The 17221-nt window shown below is 66.4% G+C and carries 13 protein-coding genes; 7 read left to right on the top strand and 6 right to left on the bottom strand.

Annotated features, from left to right (window positions below; translation table 11 throughout):
• The first annotated feature begins 5 nt into the window (after positions 1–5).
• The 3 genes from ACX12F_RS18290 to ACX12F_RS18280 are packed head-to-tail and all read left to right on the top strand — an operon-like array spanning position 6 to position 3708.
• Entirely contained in the window at positions 6–1463 is a 1458-nt protein-coding gene (locus tag ACX12F_RS18290; protein ID WP_459370419.1) for an AMP-binding protein, read from the top strand.
• The gene (locus tag ACX12F_RS18285) at positions 1454–2221 is read left to right on the top strand and encodes an SDR family NAD(P)-dependent oxidoreductase (protein WP_459365913.1); all 768 of its coding nucleotides are present in this window, start codon (positions 1454–1456) and stop codon (positions 2219–2221) included. Before ACX12F_RS18290 ends, ACX12F_RS18285 begins: the two co-directional genes overlap by 10 nt.
• Complete coding sequence (locus tag ACX12F_RS18280; RefSeq protein WP_459370418.1) at positions 2218–3708, top strand: AMP-binding protein; 1491 nt, start codon at positions 2218–2220, stop codon at positions 3706–3708. Before ACX12F_RS18285 ends, ACX12F_RS18280 begins: the two co-directional genes overlap by 4 nt.
• On the opposite strand, the gene ACX12F_RS18275 is transcribed toward ACX12F_RS18280, so the two are convergent.
• The 3 genes from ACX12F_RS18275 to ACX12F_RS18265 form a co-directional block, all read right to left on the bottom strand.
• Positions 3700–4470, bottom strand: coding sequence for an enoyl-CoA hydratase/isomerase family protein (locus ACX12F_RS18275; RefSeq protein ID WP_459365912.1), 771 nt, complete (start codon positions 4468–4470; stop codon positions 3700–3702). The two genes, ACX12F_RS18280 and ACX12F_RS18275, sit on opposite strands and share 9 nt — an antisense overlap.
• 7 nt (positions 4471–4477) lie before the next feature.
• Positions 4478–4630 (bottom strand): hypothetical protein, encoded by a 153-nt coding sequence (locus tag ACX12F_RS18270; RefSeq protein ID WP_459365911.1) that lies wholly within the window; start codon positions 4628–4630, stop codon positions 4478–4480.
• Between the two features lie 72 nt (positions 4631–4702).
• Positions 4703–6115 (bottom strand): HNH endonuclease signature motif containing protein, encoded by a 1413-nt coding sequence (locus tag ACX12F_RS18265; RefSeq protein ID WP_459365910.1) that lies wholly within the window; start codon positions 6113–6115, stop codon positions 4703–4705.
• Positions 6116–6276: 161 nt separating this feature from the next.
• Between ACX12F_RS18265 and ACX12F_RS18260 the strand changes: the two genes are divergently transcribed.
• From ACX12F_RS18260 to ACX12F_RS18250, 3 genes are all read left to right on the top strand, one after another.
• Positions 6277–7830, top strand: coding sequence for an AMP-binding protein (locus ACX12F_RS18260; protein ID WP_459365909.1), 1554 nt, complete (start codon positions 6277–6279; stop codon positions 7828–7830).
• Positions 7827–9296, top strand: coding sequence for a FadD3 family acyl-CoA ligase (locus ACX12F_RS18255; protein WP_459365908.1), 1470 nt, complete (start codon positions 7827–7829; stop codon positions 9294–9296). Before ACX12F_RS18260 ends, ACX12F_RS18255 begins: the two co-directional genes overlap by 4 nt.
• A 149-nt stretch (positions 9297–9445) precedes the next feature.
• Positions 9446–10936 carry a class I adenylate-forming enzyme family protein gene (locus tag ACX12F_RS18250; protein ID WP_459365907.1) on the top strand — a complete coding sequence of 497 codons (1491 nt, stop codon included), beginning with the start codon at positions 9446–9448 and terminating at the stop codon, positions 10934–10936.
• Here ACX12F_RS18250 and ACX12F_RS18245 read toward each other — a convergent pair.
• The 3 genes from ACX12F_RS18245 to ACX12F_RS18235 all read right to left on the bottom strand — a co-directional run bounded on the left by ACX12F_RS18245 (position 10933) and on the right by ACX12F_RS18235 (position 15327).
• A complete protein-coding gene (locus ACX12F_RS18245) occupies positions 10933–12417 on the bottom strand; it encodes a mechanosensitive ion channel domain-containing protein (RefSeq protein WP_459370417.1) in 1485 nt (494 codons plus the stop codon). The two genes, ACX12F_RS18250 and ACX12F_RS18245, sit on opposite strands and share 4 nt — an antisense overlap.
• Positions 12418–12419: 2 nt before the next feature.
• Positions 12420–14618, bottom strand: coding sequence for an adenylate/guanylate cyclase domain-containing protein (locus tag ACX12F_RS18240; RefSeq protein WP_459365906.1), 2199 nt, complete (start codon positions 14616–14618; stop codon positions 12420–12422).
• Positions 14619–14742: 124 nt separating this feature from the next.
• Positions 14743–15327 carry a TetR/AcrR family transcriptional regulator gene (locus tag ACX12F_RS18235; RefSeq protein WP_459365905.1) on the bottom strand — a complete coding sequence of 195 codons (585 nt, stop codon included), beginning with the start codon at positions 15325–15327 and terminating at the stop codon, positions 14743–14745.
• A 125-nt stretch (positions 15328–15452) separates the two neighbouring features.
• On the opposite strand from ACX12F_RS18235, the gene ACX12F_RS18230 reads away from it, so the two are divergent.
• Complete coding sequence (locus ACX12F_RS18230) at positions 15453–17216, top strand: acyl-CoA dehydrogenase (RefSeq protein WP_459370416.1); 1764 nt, start codon at positions 15453–15455, stop codon at positions 17214–17216.
• Positions 17217–17221 lie beyond the last annotated feature (5 nt).

Raw genomic sequence — 17221 nt, 5'->3', positions numbered from 1 at the left:
CGGTGATGCGCACAATCCTCGATGGTCTCCGCGAACTCGCGGGCGACAACCGCACCGTGCTGGTCGACGGCGCGCACCGCGTCGATGGCGCCACACTGTACGACGATGCCTGCGCGCTGGCTGCTCACCTTTCGGCGCGGCTGCCGACCGGCAGCGTCGTGTCGTTCATGCTGCCGAACTGGTCCGAGGCCGCCGTCGTCTACCTCGGGGCGCTGCTCGCCGGCATGGTGGTGAATCCGATCCTGCCGTCGTTGCGCGACCACGAGTTGTCCTTCATCCTGACCGATGCGGGCTGCCGGATGATCTTCATCCCCAGTGAGTTTCGCGGTCACGACTACGCCGCGATGCTGGCCCGTGTGACGGCGATGATGGAGGCCCCGCCGGAGATCGTCGTGGTGCGCGACGGAGCGCTGCCGACAGGTGCGACGCCCCGCGACTGTCCGGTGGTCTCACCCGACGACCCTGCCGTGCTGCTCTACACCTCGGGCACCAGCGGACGCGCGAAAGGCGTTCTGCACAGTCATAACTCGATCGCTGCGCTGATCGGGCAGCTCCGTGACCACTGGCTGATCAAGCCTGGCGACACATTTCTGGTGCCCTCACCGATCGCCCACATCGGCGGCTCCATCTACGCGTTCGAGTGCCCGCTGCTGCTCGGCACCACCGCGGTTCTCATGGATCGGTGGGATGCCGATGCTGCGGTGGCCCTGATGGTCGCGGAACGGTGTACCCACATCGCCGGTGCGACGCCGTTCCTCGAGCAGATTCTGGACGCCGCTGAACGTGCCGACACACGCCTGCCTGATCTGTTGGTCTTCATCTGCGGCGGCGCGTCCGTGCCACCTTCGCTGATCCGCAGGGCCACCGCATATTTCGAGCGCGCCGGGGTCAGTCGCGTCTACGGGTCCACGGAAGTTCCGGTCACCACCGTAGGCGCGCTCGATGATGCCGATGCTGCTGCAGACACCGACGGCTGTGCGGGTATCGCCGACATCAGGCTGGTCGACGATGAGATCCGGGTCCGGGGTCCCCAGATGCTCATCGGCTACCGTGACGCACACGACGAATCCCATGACGAAGAGGGGTATTTCCGTACTGGTGACCTCGGCCGGTGGAACGGGGACTACCTGGTGGTGACCGGACGGGCCAAGGACATCATCGTCCGCAATGGCGAAAACATCGCGCCCAAGGAGGTCGAGGACATCTTGATCGGCCACCCGGGAATAGCGGAGATCGCCATCGTAGGGTTGCCCGACGCGCGGACGGGGGAGCGGGCGTGCGCCGTCGTCGTGCCCGCGGCGGGGTGGCGACCCGGGATCGCCGACCTGCGAACCTTTCTCTCGGACAAGGGCATTGCCCGGTTCAAGATTCCCGAGCAGGTCGAGACATGGGACGCGCTGCCGAAGAACGATGCGGGCAAGGTCCTCAAGCACCAGATCAGAGCGAGGCTGACATGCGGGTAGCGATAGTCACGGGTGCCAGCAGCGGAATCGGATTCGGTTGCGCGACAATGCTGGCCGAGGCCGGCATGGCCGTGCTGGGTACCGGACGGGATGAATCGCGTCTGGCGGAATTGCGACAGAGCAAACCGGAGCGCATCGCCACTCTCGCGGTGAACCTCACCGACGACGACGCGCCGTCCCGCATCGTCGAGGCCACGCTCAGCCGGTGGGGACGCATCGACTTCCTGGTGAACAATGCCGGGGTCGGCAGCCCGAAGCCGCTGCACGAAACCGATGACGAAGCACTGGACGACGCGCTCGGTCTGATGCTGCGCGCGCCGTTCCGGCTGGCCCGCGAGGTCATCGCGCACCTGGCGCCGGGGTCGGCGATCATCAACGTCACCTCGACGTTCGCTGTCGTCGGTGGGCTGCGCGGCGGCGCGTATTCGGCGGCCAAAGGCGGGCTGACGGCGCTGACCACACACATCGCATGTCAGTACGGTGCGCACGGAATCCGTTGTAACGCCGTGGCGCCCGGGGTCACGATGACGCCGATGGTCGCGCACCGATTGGACGACGAGCGATTCCGCAAGATCAACGTGGAGATGACACCGCACCAACGGCTCGGTCGGGTCGAGGACATCGCCGGCACCGTGGCGTTCCTGTGTTCGGAGGCGGGCAGTTTCATCAACGGCCAGACCATTGTCGTCGACGGCGGGTGGAGTTCGACCAAGTATTTGTCGGACCACGCTTTGGACTCGGAGTGGATCGCGCGGTGAACATGTTCGCCGCGCTCGACTCTGCTGCCACCCGCTTCGGTGACCGCGGTGCGGTGTATCGCGGGCAGACCCAACTGCATACGTGGAAGGAGCTGCGGGAGCGCGCCTTACGCCTGGCCGCCGGCTTCGGCGCACCCGGGGCAAGAATTGCGATCGCCAGCGAGAACCGCCCCGAGATCGTCGAGCTGTTGTTCGCGATTTGGGCCGCCCGATGTGTCGCGGTTCCGATCAACTACAAACTGCACGCCCGCGAGATGGCGCAGATCCTCGATGACAGCGGCGCGTCTCTGGTCTTCGCGTCACCGACCATTGCGGCCCGCCTCGAGCGTTCTGCCGAAGTCTTTGGTAACAAACAGTATTCGCAGCGGCTGGCCGCACCGCCCGTCGATCTGCCCGACGACGATCCGTCAGCGCTGGCGTGGCTGTTCTACACGAGCGGCACCACCGGCCGCTCCAAAGGCGCGATGCTGTCCCATCGCAACCTGATGTCCATGACGCTGGCGCACCTGGCTGATCTCGACGACCCCGACGAGAACTGCAGTCTCCTGCACGGGGCACCGATGTCACACGGTTCTGGGCTCTACATCCCGCCATACGTATTGCGGGGTGCGCGCCAGGTCGTACCCGAGTCCGCTGCGTTCGACCCGGACGAGTTCCTCGACCTCTGTGACCACCACCCCGGCAGCACTGCGTTCCTGGCGCCGACCATGGTGGCCCGTCTGGTCGACACCGGCCGGGCCCGGCCGCGCAACCTGCGCACCGTCATCTACGGCGGCGGGCCGATGTACCTCGCCGGCTTGAAGAAGGCGATGGCCGCTTTCGGTCCCGTCTTCGCGCAGCTGTACGGCCAGGGGGAGGCACCGATGACCATCACGGGCCTGCGCCGCGCCGACCACGAATCCGGTGACGACGCAGTCCTCAGCTCGGTCGGCTACGCCCGCTCCGGTGTCGAGGTGGCCGTGCTACGGCAGGACGGGACTCGCGCCGCCACCGGTGAGATCGGCGAAATCGTCTGCCGCGGAGACGTTGTCATGTCCGGGTATTGGCACAACCCAGCGGCCACCACCGAGACGTTGCGGGGTGGCTGGCTGTACACCGGGGACATGGGGTCGTTCGACGACCGCGGCTACCTGACCTTGCGTGACCGGTCGAAGGACGTGGTGATCAGCGGCGGCAGCAACATCTACCCGCGGGAGGTCGAAGAAGTGCTGCTGGCACACCCGGACGTCACAGAGGCTGCCGTGGTGGGTGCGCCGGATCCCGAGTGGGGTGAGATCGTCGTCGCGTTCATCGTCGGTTCGGCACCGGCCGACGAGCTGGATGCTCACCTACTGGACCGCATCGCACGATTCAAACGACCGAAGCGCTATCTGTACCTCGACGAGATGCCCAAGAACAGTTACGGCAAGGTCCTGAAGCGAGAGCTACGGGGCCGGCTGTCGGCGCCGTTGGCAGCACACGAGGCACGAGGCCTCCCGTCAGGCTGAGCGTCCTGCGTCAACACTTTTCACCGGTTTGGTGCGGTTGTCGACAGCCGCCCAATGCTCGTCAGACACCCAATGTCGGGCGAAGGCATCCACGGCGTCCGCAGCTGGCAACCCGCGGACGACGCGCTTGATGTCATGCACGGGCGCGGCCGTCAGCGCCTGGGCCACCCGGCGCCAGCCTTCCTCGAAGTGGGACCGCTCGAAAACCTTGTCCACCAAGCCGATTCGCTCGGCCTCGCCGGCGGTGAGGATCTCGCCGGTACCCGCGAGCAGCAGTGCCCTGCCGGTGCCCACCAGGGCCGCCAGCCGTTCGGCGCCGCCCCACGCCGGCATGATCTGCAGGGTCACCTGGTTGAAGCCGATCTTGATGTCGTCGGCCGCCAGCCGGATGTCGGCCGCGGTGGCGAACTCCGCGCCCCCGCCGAGGGTGTGCCCGTTGAGGGCGGCGATCACCGGGCCGGGAAGATTTACCAGCCGATCGCAGATGCCGCGCATCCGCCACGCCATCTCAGCGGCCTCGTCGTGAGTGGTGATTGCGGCCAGTTCCTTGAGGTCCCCGCCGGACACGAAGGCGCGGTCGCCCGCGCCCTTGATCACTAGCACCCGGGCCTCTGCCACGGTGTCCAGCGCGGCGTTCAGTTGGTCCATCGTGTCCAGCGAAATGGCATTGCGCGCATGCGGCCGGTCGATGGTCAGGACGGCCAACCCGCCGTCGAACTCCACGTTGACCGAACGCGGTCCGTCGCTTCTCTCGCCCTGCATTCGCTACCTAACTGATAGTGGCATTCTCCGTTTCAGAGAATAGCAGCGTCGTTGCACTGGCCGAGGGGATGCCGCGACTCAGGGGGCTGCGGACGGCGATGCCACGCACCATGGTGTCGCGGGCGGTGATCAGCGCCGCGCGCTTGCCTTCGGCGGCCACGATGTTCTGCGGTATCCGTCGGCGCGTGCGGCATTGCCGTCGCGGCGTGGGGTGCTGCGGCTGGGCGCCGGGTTAGCTTGTGGGACTGTCGCTTTCACCATCGGCGTCCTCGCCCTCGTCATCCTCGCTCTCGGGCGGGTAGAGGGTGGGGTGGTGGTATTGGTTGGTGCGGGGTTGGCCGATGTCGAGTAGTGGTGGTGGGGTCCAGTGGGCTCGGCCGTTTTTCATGGTGGTGGTCCAGCCGCCGGTGTCGGCCAGGACGTTGTCGCAGCCGCAGGCCAGGGTCATGTCGGTGATGTCGGTGTGGCCGTCGTCGCGCCAGTTGCATACCGCGTGGTGGGCTTGGCAGCGCGAGGCCGGGGCGGTGCAGCCGGGTTTGGTGCAGCCGCGGTCGCGGGCGAAGAGCATGATGCGTTGCCCGGGCGTGGCGGTGCGCCGGGTCCGTCCCAGGTAGAGCGGGATGTTGGTGTGTTGGTCGAATACCGCGAGGTAGCAGTACGAGCGGGAGGCCATCCGAATCACGTCTCGGATCGAGAGTGTCGACCCGGTGTGGGTGACGGCGACGCCGGCACCCTGTTGCAGTTCCTGCAGGGTGGTGGTGGCCACCACCGAGACCGGCAGCCCATTGTGCTCACCGAGCATGCCGGAGGTCAGGGCCATGCGGGCGACCCACATCTGCGCGTCGTGCTGGCGCTGGGCGACGGTGCGGGTGTCACCGGCGATCTGTTCGGCGGTCGGGGTTCCGGATGTGCAGGGCGTCGGGTCGGCGGGGTTGCACATGCCCGGCGCGGCGTATTTCTCGTAGATCGCATCCCAATAGGCGCGGGCTTGCGGGGTGAGGGTGCCGGCGACCTCCGAGGTCCCATCAGACCGCTGCTTGCTCACGGTGATGCCGCGTTTGCGGTCACGTTCGTCATCGTCGGGCTCGGGCCCGTCCTGATCCAACTCGTACAGCAGTTTGTTGGCCGCGCGGCGCAGTTCTTCAGGGGTTTGATGCCGCGCCCCGGCGACCAATGACTGTTCGCACTGCACGGTGGTGGTCGGATCGACCCAGGTGGGTAGATGGGCCATGAAACTGCCGATCACCGCGATGTGCTCCGGATTGATCGCCCCGGCGGCTTGGGCGTGGGCGGCCTCTTCCCACCGTGGTGGCAGGACTTCGCCGGTCAGACCGGTCCGGGGGCCGAGATTCTCCATGTCCCGGACCCGGCGGCGGGATTCCTCGCCCGAGAGGTGCAGGCGGATGCGCAGGACGTCGGCCCAGTTTTTCGCCCCGATCTCCTTCGGGGTGGTCTGCCCGGCCAGGGCGGCCAGGATCCGGTGGCCCACCGCCTCCGCAGCACAGGCCAGTTTCTCCCGCAGGGACTGCAGTTCCAGTAGCTCCCGTACGCCGAGGCCGGTGTAGTCCAGGGATGCGATCGCGGCCGCGGCGGCTTCATAAGCGGCGTACGCCTGCTCGACGGAGGCCGGATCACTCAATCCCATACTTCGAACATTAGTTCGAAGTACCGACAATTCGCTGTGACGAATGTGGTCCTAGTTACCTGTTGTGACCAGCGCAAACAAAGTGACCAAAGTTTTTCGGAGTGATGGCCTAATTGACGATATTGGCATTCTCAATTTTGGAGAATACGATCCTCAGTGTCATGACTGGTCTTCGCAGCCCCGTAAACCGCACCGTCCCCGCTGATCTCGCCGTCAGATACCGAGACAACGGCTGGTGGACCACCGAGACCGTCGGTGACCTGCTGGCCGCCGGCCTGCGGGCCGCTCCAGGCGCTGACTTCCGGATCCACTCGGCCGTCCGGGGCTGGTCCGGCACCTACACCGAGGCCGAGCGCGTGGCCCGTCGGCTCGCGGCCGGGCTGCGGGCACGTGGTGTGGGACCCGGCGACGTCGTGGCCTTCCAGCTGCCGAACTGGATGGAAGCCGCCGCGGTGTTCTGGGCGTCGGCGTTCCTCGGTGCGGTCGTCGTCCCGATCGTGCACTTCTACGGCCGCAAGGAACTGGCGCACATCCTCACCGATGCCGACCCGCGGGTTTTCATCACCGCCGACAACGCCGGCCGTCCGGCCTACCACGCTGATCTGTGCGCCGATGTGCCGATAGTCGCGGTGGTGGGCCGCGATTTCGATGACCTGCTCGCCGAGGAACCGATGGCGGGCACCCTTCCCGTCGATCCGGCGGCGCCCGCGCTGATCGCCTACACCTCCGGCACGACGAGCAATCCCAAAGGCGTCGTGCACAGTCACCAGACGCTGGTCTGCGAGACACGCCAACTCAACGCCGGGTACCCCACCAAACGTGGCAAGGAGCTGACCGTCGCGCCCGTCGGCCACTTCATCGGCATGGTCGGGGCGTTCCTGATCCCGGTGCTGGAGGGGCGGCCCATCAACCTCTGCGACAGCTGGGATGCCGGCCAGGTACTGGCATTGATGAAACGCGACGGACTGGCGGTCGGTGGCGGGCCGCCCTACTTCGTCACGAGCCTGCTCGACCATCCCGACTGCACGGCCGAGCACCGGTCGCTGCTGAAAACCGTTGGCCTGGGCGGATCGTCGGTGCCGGCGGCCGTGACGCGCCGGCTGTCGGATCTCGGCGTTTTCGTGTACCGGGCGTATGGCAGCACCGAACATCCGTCGATCACCGGCACGCATCCGACCGCACCCGAGGCGAAGCGCCTGTTCACCGACGGCGATCCGCGGCCGGGCGTCGAGATCCGGTTGACCGATGAGGGCGAGATTTTCAGCCGAGGGCCGGATCTGTGTCTCGGCTACACCGACGCCGAGCTGACGGCGAAGGCATTCGACGACGACGGCTGGTACCGCACCGGCGACATCGGATTCCTCGACGACGACGGCTATCTCACCATCACCGACCGCAAGTCCGACGTGATCATCCGTGGTGGCGAGAACGTCAGTGCCGCGGAAGTGGAAGAGGTGCTGCTGGGTATGGAGAGCATTGCCGACGCGGTGGTGGTGGCCGCACCCGATGCCCGGCTGGGCGAGCGCGTGGCGGCCGTCGTGCGCGTCCGGCCCGGCCATGCACTGCCGACGCTGCAGCAAGTTCGCGAACACTTCGCGGCTGCGGGCGTGGCGCGCCAGAAGTGGCCCGAGGAACTGCACGAGGTGGCGGACTATCCGCGGACCGCCAGCGGCAAGGTGCAGAAATTCCTGGTGCGACAAGGACTTCGGTCATGAGTTGGGACACCATTCCGCAGATGGTGCTGAGCACCGCCGACAGATTCGGCGACGCGGAGGCGCTTATCGACGGGCCGTTGCGCTTGTCGTACGCCGAACTGGCAGGGCGCACCCGGCAAGCGGCCGGGGCCTTCCACGCACTGGGCGTCACGAAGGGAGACCGCGTCGCCATCTGGGCGCCCAACTCGGCCAACTGGGTGCTCGCCGCGTTGGGTCTGTTGACGGCCGGCGCAGTGGTGGTCCCGGTCAACACCCGCTTCAAGACCGAGGAGGCGGCCGACATCATCCTGCGGAGCGGCGCCAAGGCGGTTCTGGTCGAGAAAGGCTTCCTGGGGCAGGATTTCGATGTTCCCACGGGTGTGCCGGCCATTGACCTCAAGTCGGGATTCCTGGACTGTGCAGAGCCATTTGTGTGCCCGGACATCGACGGCGACGACATTGCCGACATCATCTACACGTCTGGCACGACCGGCCGCCCCAAGGGCGTGATGATGAACCACCGGCAGACCTTGCGGCAGTACGCCGAATGGTGCGACCGGGTCGACCTACGTGAAGGCGACCGGTACCTGATCGTCAACCCGTTCTTCCACACCTTCGGTTACAAGGCGGGCATCATCTCATCGTTGATCCGCGGCGCGACCATGCTGCCGGTGGCGGTGTTCGACGCTGACGCCGTCGTGGAACTCGTTGAACGGGAACGTATCACGATGTTGCCCGGCCCGCCCACGCTCTATCACTCGTTGCTGGCGGTGCCGGACAAGAAGAGGCTGGCCACGTTGCGGGCCGGTGTCACGGGCGCCGCCGACATCCCGGTGGAGCTGGTGCGCCGCGTCCTGCACGAGCTGCCGTTCCAGACGCTCGCGACGGGGTACGGGCTCACGGAGTGCGGCACCGCCACGATGTCCCGGCCGGACGACTCTTTCGAGGACATCGCCACCACGGTCGGCCGACCCTCCGACGGGGTCGAGGTCCGGATCACCGACGACGGGGAAGTACTGGTGCGTGGCTACACGGTGATGGCGGGATACCTTGATGATCCGGTCGCCACCGCGGACGCCATCGACGTGGCGGGCTGGCTGCACACCGGTGACCTCGGATCGTTTGACGACGGCGGTCGCCTGCGCATCGTCGGCCGGAAGAAGGACATGTTCATCGTCGGTGGCTTCAATGCCTACCCGGCGGAGATCGAAGGCTATCTGCTCGAGCATCCGGCGGTGGACCAGGTCGCGGTCATCGGTGTTCCCGACGATCGGCTGGGGCAGGTGGGCATGGCGTTCGTCGTCCCGGCGTCGCCCGTGACCGAACAACAGCTGATCGCGTGGAGTCGAGATCGCATGGCGGGCTACAAGGCGCCGCGGTTCATCGAATTCGTCGAGGAACTCCCGCAGAACGCCACCGGGAAGGTCACGAAAGACGCCCTGGTCGCGTTGGCCGGCCCGAGGTTGGAGCGCCGCACTCGGGCGTGACCGGACGACATGCGAGAATGTGATTCTCGCTGGTAAAGCGCAAATCAGCCGGGTTGATGAGAGCATATAGAAATCACGTTATCGTTTCTGATAACGTGATTTACATTGTTGCTCGGATGAAAGTTCCACCCATCTAGACGGAGCCCTCGGTGAGTCTTGCCCTTCTGCTCGACATGGCGGCGTCGGCCAATCCGGACCGTGCCGCAGTCGTCTCCGGCGAAACCCGCTGGACGACAGATGAACTCAACCGCCTCGCCGACGGCGGCGGCGCAGTGGTGGCGGCGTCCGGTGCAGGCAGCGTCGCGTACATCGGGACCGGCGGCGCCATGCTGCCGCTCCTCATCTTCGCCTCGGCGCGGGCGAACCGTCCGCTGACGCCGCTGAATTACCGCCTCAGTCCGGGCGCGGTGCGCGACCTCATCGCGCGCTTGCCGGATCCGTTGGTGGTCTACGACGAGGAATACGCCGAGGTTGCCGAAAATTGCCACCGTGCAATGGAATCGAAGGCTTTCGTCGATGCAGCTACCGGTGCTGAAACTCCGGCCGCATTCGCCGACCCCGACGACGTCGCCATCGTGCTGTTCACCTCGGGCACGACGAACAAGCCGAAGGCCGTCGAGCTCTCGCATCACAACCTGACCAGTTACGTCACCGGCACCGTCGAATTCGACTCCGCGGACGCGCGGGACGCCGCGCTGATCTGCGTGCCGCCGTACCACATCGCCGGCGTGAGCGCGGCGCTGTCGAACCTCTATGCGGGCCGAAAGATGGTGTACCTGCCGAAGTTCGATGCTGCCGAATGGCTCCGACTGGCAGCCGCGGAAGCTGTCACATCGGGCACCGTCGTGCCGACCATGTTGGACCGGATCGTCAGTGAACTCGTGCGCGGCGCGGCGGCTCCGGCTTCCTTGCGCAACCTGGCCTACGGCGGATCGAAAGTACCGCTGCCGCTGGTCCGTCGGGCCCTCGACCTGTTGCCGGAGGTCGGGTTCGTCAATGCCTACGGGCTGACCGAGACGAGTTCGACCATTGCCGTCCTCACGCCCGAGGACCACCGTGCCGCGCACGAGTCAGCAGATGAGGACGTGAAAAAGCGATTGGGATCGGTCGGCAGACCGGTACCCGGCATCGAGGTGGAGATCCGGGCCGACGACGGTAAACCGTTGGACCACGGTGAGATTGGAGAACTGTTCATCCGCGGCGAGCAGGTGTCGGGCAAGTACACCGAGCTCGGTTCGGTACTCGACGAGCACGGCTGGTTCCCGACCCGCGACCTCGCCTGGCTGGATTCCGAGGGCTTCCTGTTCATCAACGGCCGGTCTGACGACACCATCATCCGCGGGGGAGAGAACATCGCACCGGCCGAGCTCGAGGATGTCCTCGTCGAGCATCCGCAGGTGCGCGACGTCGCGGTGGTCGGTGTGCCGGATCCCGAATGGGGACAGATCATCGTCGCGGTCGTCGTCCCCGAGGCTGACGCGTCACCGGATCCCGAGGCGCTGCGCCAGCATGTACGGGCAGCCCTGCGGGGGTCCCGAACGCCCGATCGCGTGGTGTTCCGGGACGAGTTGCCGACCTCACCGACCGGCAAGGTGCTGCGACGCGAACTGGTCGGCGAACTGAGCGTGGCCGCGAGCTAACGGGATTCGGCTCCCCGACACCCAGGGGCCGCGATTGACGGCCGAGCGTCCTGAGCGGTGACGTCCTGACGGGCGGCCGCCATCGCCTTCTTCGCCGCGCTGCGGACTGATTGCACCTCGGTACGGCGCTCGTCGATGAGGCGGCCGAATTCCCGGGACAGCAGTGGACGGTCGGTCAGCAGCCGCTGAATCTCGTCGTGCTCGATCTGCAGCAGGGTGACCTCGTCGAGGGCGTGCGCGTACGCCAGGTTGGCCTGGTGAGTGAACGCGGCAACGCCCAGGAGCGCGCCCTTGTCGAGGCTGCGGACCGCGGTGACGGACCCGTCGCCTGCGGGCACGGTCAACCGCACTCGTCCGGAGACCAGCACCGTGATGGTCTTCGGCACCTCACCGGGCGCGTGAATGAGTTCGCCTGTGCCGTAACGGATCAGACGTGCGTAGGGCATCAGGGCCCGCTGGTCGCTCTGACTCAGCCGCAGCGCCGGGCCGGCGACGTCGTCGAGCGCCTCCTCGAGGCGTTTCGGCGTGGAGTAGTCGTCGGCGACACCGTCGAGGTGCAGTTTGTCGCGCCGCGCGGCGTACCAGGCCCAACGCAGGAACGTGGCCTGGACGGCATCGTCGTCGCCAGGGGAATTCAGGCCGATGGTGGTGCGGTACTTGTGGTCCCCGATCGGCACCGTGGACGGCTCGACATCGCCGCCACGCTGCGGGAGGTTGGTCGCGATGCGGGTGAGCGTGGCGCACACCTGGTCGGGCGAATCTGTGGCGGCGAACGTGGTGGTCACTGTGGTGTGCGCGGTGGCCAACCGGCTCAGGTTGGTGAAGGACGTGCCCGCCAGTACCGAGTTGGGTGTGATCTGCACGCCGGTACTGGATTCGATGTGGACGGCCCGCCAGTTCACCTCGACGACGCGGCCGCGGGCCGCGGAGGTATCCAGCCAGTCGCCCATCCGGAACGGCTGCTCGAACAGCATGAACAGACCGGACACGATCTGGCCGACCGAGTGCTGGAGCATGAGACCGATGACCACCGAGCTCACGCCGACCGCGGTGAACACGCCCTTGACGTTGGCGCCCCAGATGTAGCGGGAGATCACCGCCAGGCCCAGGATGATGAGCACCATGCGGGCCACGTCGACGAAAATCCGCGGGATCCGGCTCCGCCACGACGTTTCTGGCGCGTTCGCGAACATGGTGTTGTTCAGGCCGGAAAGTACCAGCAGCAGCGTCAGGAACACCAGTACGGTCGCCACGATCCGGATGGGCATATCGCGTGCGGGGACGACGGCGACCTTGAGCAGCAGGAACAGCACAGCCACGACCGGCAGTACGTAGGTGCGCAAGAGCCCCACGGGCGCGGCCAGCGGACTGTGCCGGCGCAGGAGAGACCGACGCCACTCGGTGAGGAGGATCAGGCTGGCCGGCAGGCCGATGGCGATGACGGCGACCCACAAGAACCACGACGGCCCCGAGGTGTACATGGTCACCGCCGCCCCGTCAGCCGCCAGACCGGCTCCTCGGCATCGCCGACGGTGAACTGTCCCGCCTGGGTGAACCGGTGAGTGTCATGCACCGCGTCGCGCACCCGCGACGTGATGTATATGCCGGGTTCGCCGCCGCCGGCCTGGATCTGATAGGCCAGGTCGACTGCGCTGCCCCACATGTCGTAGATCATCGTGTTGCTGCCGACCAACCCGCTGGTGACCTGGCCGGTGTCGATGCCGGCCCGGAAACCGAGCTGCAGATTGTCCTCGGCGTTGAGGCGGGCCACGATGCGTTGCATCTCGATGGCGAACGCCACGATGCGCTCGACGTTGTCCAACCGCGGCACGTTCAGGCCGCAGCTGGCCGTGTAGCCGTTGCGCAGAATGCGCATGGGCTCGACGCCGCCCCGTTCGGCGGCGTCGTCGAACTGGCGAACCAATTCGTTGACCACGGTCAGGAATTCGTCGGACGGTAGCTCGCTGGCGAGGGTGTCCAGCCCGTCGATGTCGGCGAAGAGCACCGCGACGTCCTGATGGCTCTCGCTGATGGTCTCCTCGCCTTGTCGGTACCGCTGCGCGACCGCCTCGGGCATCAGGGACCGCAGCAACTGCGCATTCTCCTGGCGTTCGCGGCGCAGCAGATCGTCTTTGATGCCCAGGAGCCGGCTCATGTCGTTGAAAGTCTTGGTCAGATCACCGAATTCGTCCCGGGTCCGTGCCGGGATCACGGCGGCGTAGTCGCCGCGGCTGACCTTCTGGGCGCCGGCCTCGAGCCGGCGGATGGGGCGCACGAACAACTGCGCCAACGCCATGGCGGCGAGGCAGTCCAGAATGACGATCGCGGTCAGCGCCACGCCCATGGTCCTGGTGAAGACCCGTTCGGGTGCAAAGGCTTCGGCGGTATCGATCTTGGCCACGATCGTCCACGTCACGTCGGGTCCCACCGACACCGGCGCGTAGGACTGCAGGGTCTCCCGACCGAGGTAGTCGGTGGTGATCCGCACGCCGGTCTGGCCGCGCTGTGCCGCCCGGGTGGCGTCCCCGCCGACGGGCTGAATCAGGGTCGTGCCGCCGAGTCGGATCGCCCGCTCGGCCAGCTCCGCGGGTGTTCCGGCCGCGGTGACGTCGCGCTCAAAGGCCTGCTTGTTCTCGACGAACAGCCGTGAATTCGACCGCATGAGGTCGTCGGCTCCGGCGAGGTAGGTTTCGCCGGTGGCACCGAGGCCGTTCTCCTGCCACTTCCCGTTGAAGGTCATCAGCGCGTTGATCCCGGTGATCGGTAGCTGCAGTGCCAGCACGCCCATCGTGCGGCCGCCCGCCACGACCGGCGCTCCCATCCACGCAACGGGGTGATCGCCGGCCGGGTGATAGGTCTGGAAGTCGGTAACCGCGACGTAGTCGACTCGGTCAGCGCCCATCGCTTTCGCGTAGGCCTCGTGCAGATTGCCCTGCTCGTACGGCCCGGACAAGACGTTGGTCCCGAGGTCGGCACGCTTCTTCGCCGAGTAGACGACGTTGCCCGCCGGGTCGATCAGCAATGCGTCGCCGTAGCCGAACAGGCTCACGATCTTCTCGAAGAACGGGTCGTAGCGGTTGGCGGCGGCCGCCCAGGCGCTGGGACCCGGGGCAGGAGGCGACGCACCCTGTTGACCCGCGGGGACGGTGTAGCGGGCCTGGAGATACCTGGCCGCGTTGGACGATGGCAGCAGCACGTCGAGGTTGAGCTTGGCTCCCGTCGCCCGCTCGATCGGGTTGATCAGATCGCTGTTGTAGTAGTTGACAATGGCTTGCTGCTGGGCGGGATCGATTGGGGTGCTGGCCAACTCGTCGAATCCGGTGCTGAATGCCTGCACTGCCTCGGCCATCGCCGGTCCACTGGTGTAGACGAGCAAGGCCTTCTTCAGCGTGGAGACCTGGACGACGAATTGCCGGGCCTGGGTCTCGCGGACTTGCGTGAGGCGGTCGAAGGCAGCGTTACGCAGGGACGCCTGCCCGGTTTGGTACCCGATGAATCCCACCACGGCGGCTGACACGATGCTGGCTCCCAGCAGCATCGCGATGAGCTTCGACTGGATGCTGAATCTCCCGCGCACGCGCCGCAACCGGGCCTCAGGCAGCGGCTCGGCGCCTGGGGCGGAGGGAACGTCGGTGGCTGCCGTCGCGACCTCATTGCGGACCTCTGGTGGAGGGTTGACCATCGGGCCTCCTGTCGTCGGCAGCAAGTACATCACGACCGCCGCCGATCACCCACCGGTAATGGCAGGTAGAGCGTGAAAAATACGCCGCTCTATGGCCTTTCGGCAGGAGCGTCGAGGAGGACGGTCAGCGCACCAGGCGGGCGGCGACGTGGGCGTAGATTTCGCCCAATTTGTGGGGATCGCGGTGCGTGCGCGAGGGGAACCATCGGCAGACGTCGACGCACAGCGACGAGATTGCCATGACGACGTCGTCGAGGTTGTCGACGTGGAATTCGCCTGTCGCCATACCGCTTTCGATGATGTTGGCGATCACCGCGGTGACCTGATGACGCAGTGGGGCGATGGTGCGGTAGTGAGCCGGGGTCAGGCCGTGCAGTTCGTATTGCACCACCCTGGCCTGCTTGCTGTTCTCCGCGTGCCAGGTGGCGAACGCCGCGACGACCCCGTGAAAGCGTTCGGCGCATGGTGCGGCGGCGTCGTCCGTGGCGCGCAAGGTCGCCAAGAGGCTGCCGTGACCTTCGAGCGTGATGGCGTAGAGCAGCTCTTCCTTTGACCGGTAGTGCGGGTACATGGCCGTTGCGCTCATGTTGAGTCGCTTGGCGATCTGGCGGGTGGAGGTGCCGCCGTAGCCGGACTCGGCGAACGCCTCGATGGCCGCGCGCCGGATGCGTTCGGCTGCGGCCGAATCGGTCGTCCGGTCGGTCTTCATGTGCACGTGATCGTACACACAGTTGACACAGGCCTGGTCAATAGGCGATATTAGCAATCGCTTAGAAAATGAGCGAATGCTAATGTTCGGCTGCTTTGGAAGGTGGAACCCACGTGACTGAATTCATGTCTCGGCGCGACCTGGACTTCTTGCTGTACGAGTGGCTCGACGTCGTCGAGCTCACCAAGCACGAGCACTTTGCCGAGCATTCACGTGACACCTTCGACGCCGTCCTGGACCTGAGCGCCGACATTGCGACCAAGCGGTTCGCGCCGCACAACAAGAAGGCCGACCACAACCCGCCGTTCGTCGACGAGACCGGCAAAGTGGTGCTGATCGACGAGATCAAGCAGGCACTGGACGACTTCAACGCCGCGGGCCTGATGGCCAGCTCTTTCGACGAGCGCGTCGGCGGCATGCAGCTGCCCAACGTGGTCGCGCAGTCCTCGGCGGCCTTCTTCCGCGCCGCGAACCCCGCCACCTTCTCGTACGCGTTCCTCACCGTCGGCAACGCGAACCTGCTGACCGAGTACGGCACCGAAGAGCAGATTGACACCTGGGTTCGCCCGATGCTCGAAGGCCGCTACTTCGGCACCATGTGCCTCTCGGAGCCGGACGCCGGTTCCTCGCTCGCCGACATCAGCACCAAGGCCACCAAGGCCGCCGACGGCACCTACCGCATCACCGGCACCAAGATGTGGATCACCGGTGGCGATCACGAGCTGACCGAGAACATCGTCCACCTGGTGCTGGCCAAGGTTCCCGGCGGCGGCCCCGGCGTCAAGGGCATCTCGCTGTTCGTCGTGCCGAAGTTCCTGACCGACGGCACCCGCAACGACGTCGCACTCGTCAGCCTCAACCACAAGATGGGCAACCACGGCACCACCAACGCCCTGCTGAACTTCGGTGACGGCAGCCACCGGCCCACCGACGAGCCGGGTGCTGTCGGCTATCTCGTGGGCGAGGAGCACCGCGGCCTGGCCTACATGTTCCACATGATGAACGAGGCCCGTGTCGCCGTCGGCTCCATGGCCACCGCCATCGGTTACGCCGGCTACCTCACGTCGCTGGAGTACGCCAAGGTGCGCACCCAGGGCCGTCCGGTCGGCGACAAGGACCCGTCACGCTCGCAGATCGCGATCATCGAGCACGCCGACGTCAAGCGCATGCTGCTGGCTCAAAAGTCTTATGTGGAAGGCGCTTTGGCGCTCGGACTGTACTGCGCCCGGCTGGTCGACGAGATGCGGATCTTCACCGGTGCCGAGCTCGACGAGGCCAACCTGATGCTCGAGGTCCTCACCCCGATCGCCAAGAGCTGGCCGTCGCAGTGGTGCCTGGAAGCCAACAACCTGGGCATCCAGATCCACGGCGGTTACGGCTACACCACCGAATACGACGTCGAGCAGCAGTACCGCGACAACCGACTGAACGCCATTCACGAAGGCACGCACGGCATCCACGGCATCGACCTGCTGGGCCGCAAGGTCGTCATGCAGGACGGCGCCGGCTTGAAGCTGCTGCAGCGCCGGATCAACGAAACCGTCCAGACCGCACTGCAATCGGAGGCCACTGCCGGCTACGCACGGGAGCTGCAGGCCCAGACCGAGCGCCTGGTCGAGGTGACCGCGACGCTGTGGGCCGCCGGCGATCCCGAGACCACCCTGGCGAACTCGACCGCGTACCTGGAGGCCGCCGGCCACATCGTGATGGCCTGGATTTGGCTGGAGCAGCTGAACGCCGTCGGCGGCAACACCGGCAACTTCTACGACGGGAAACGTGCTGCCGCGCAGTACTTCTTCCGCTACGAGCTGCCCAAGGTGACGACCCAGCTGGACCTGCTGGCCAGCCTGGACCGCACCACCGTCGAGGCGCAGGTCGACTGGTTCTGATCTGC

It is taken from the genome of Mycolicibacterium sp. HS_4_1 (assembly GCF_054515875.1).
The sequence above is the reverse complement of the archived record's forward strand: the minus strand, read 5'-3'. Positions and strand labels throughout refer to the sequence as shown.

What these genes read in the sequence shown, in the direction of transcription:
- ACX12F_RS18290 (WP_459370419.1), top strand. Translation starts at nt 6, where the DNA reads ATGCGCACAATCCTCGATGGTCTCCGCGAACTCGCGGGCGACAACCGC.
- ACX12F_RS18285 (WP_459365913.1), top strand. Translation starts at nt 1,454, where the DNA reads ATGCGGGTAGCGATAGTCACGGGTGCCAGCAGCGGAATCGGATTCGGT.
- ACX12F_RS18275 (WP_459365912.1), bottom strand. Translation starts at nt 4,470, where the DNA reads ATGCAGGGCGAGAGAAGCGACGGACCGCGTTCGGTCAACGTGGAGTTC.
- ACX12F_RS18265 (WP_459365910.1), bottom strand. Translation starts at nt 6,115, where the DNA reads ATGGGATTGAGTGATCCGGCCTCCGTCGAGCAGGCGTACGCCGCTTAT.
- ACX12F_RS18260 (WP_459365909.1), top strand. Translation starts at nt 6,277, where the DNA reads ATGACTGGTCTTCGCAGCCCCGTAAACCGCACCGTCCCCGCTGATCTC.
- ACX12F_RS18255 (WP_459365908.1), top strand. Translation starts at nt 7,827, where the DNA reads ATGAGTTGGGACACCATTCCGCAGATGGTGCTGAGCACCGCCGACAGA.
- ACX12F_RS18245 (WP_459370417.1), bottom strand. Translation starts at nt 12,417, where the DNA reads ATGTACACCTCGGGGCCGTCGTGGTTCTTGTGGGTCGCCGTCATCGCC.
- ACX12F_RS18240 (WP_459365906.1), bottom strand. Translation starts at nt 14,618, where the DNA reads ATGGTCAACCCTCCACCAGAGGTCCGCAATGAGGTCGCGACGGCAGCC.
- ACX12F_RS18235 (WP_459365905.1), bottom strand. Translation starts at nt 15,327, where the DNA reads ATGAAGACCGACCGGACGACCGATTCGGCCGCAGCCGAACGCATCCGG.
- ACX12F_RS18230 (WP_459370416.1), top strand. Translation starts at nt 15,453, where the DNA reads ATGTCTCGGCGCGACCTGGACTTCTTGCTGTACGAGTGGCTCGACGTC.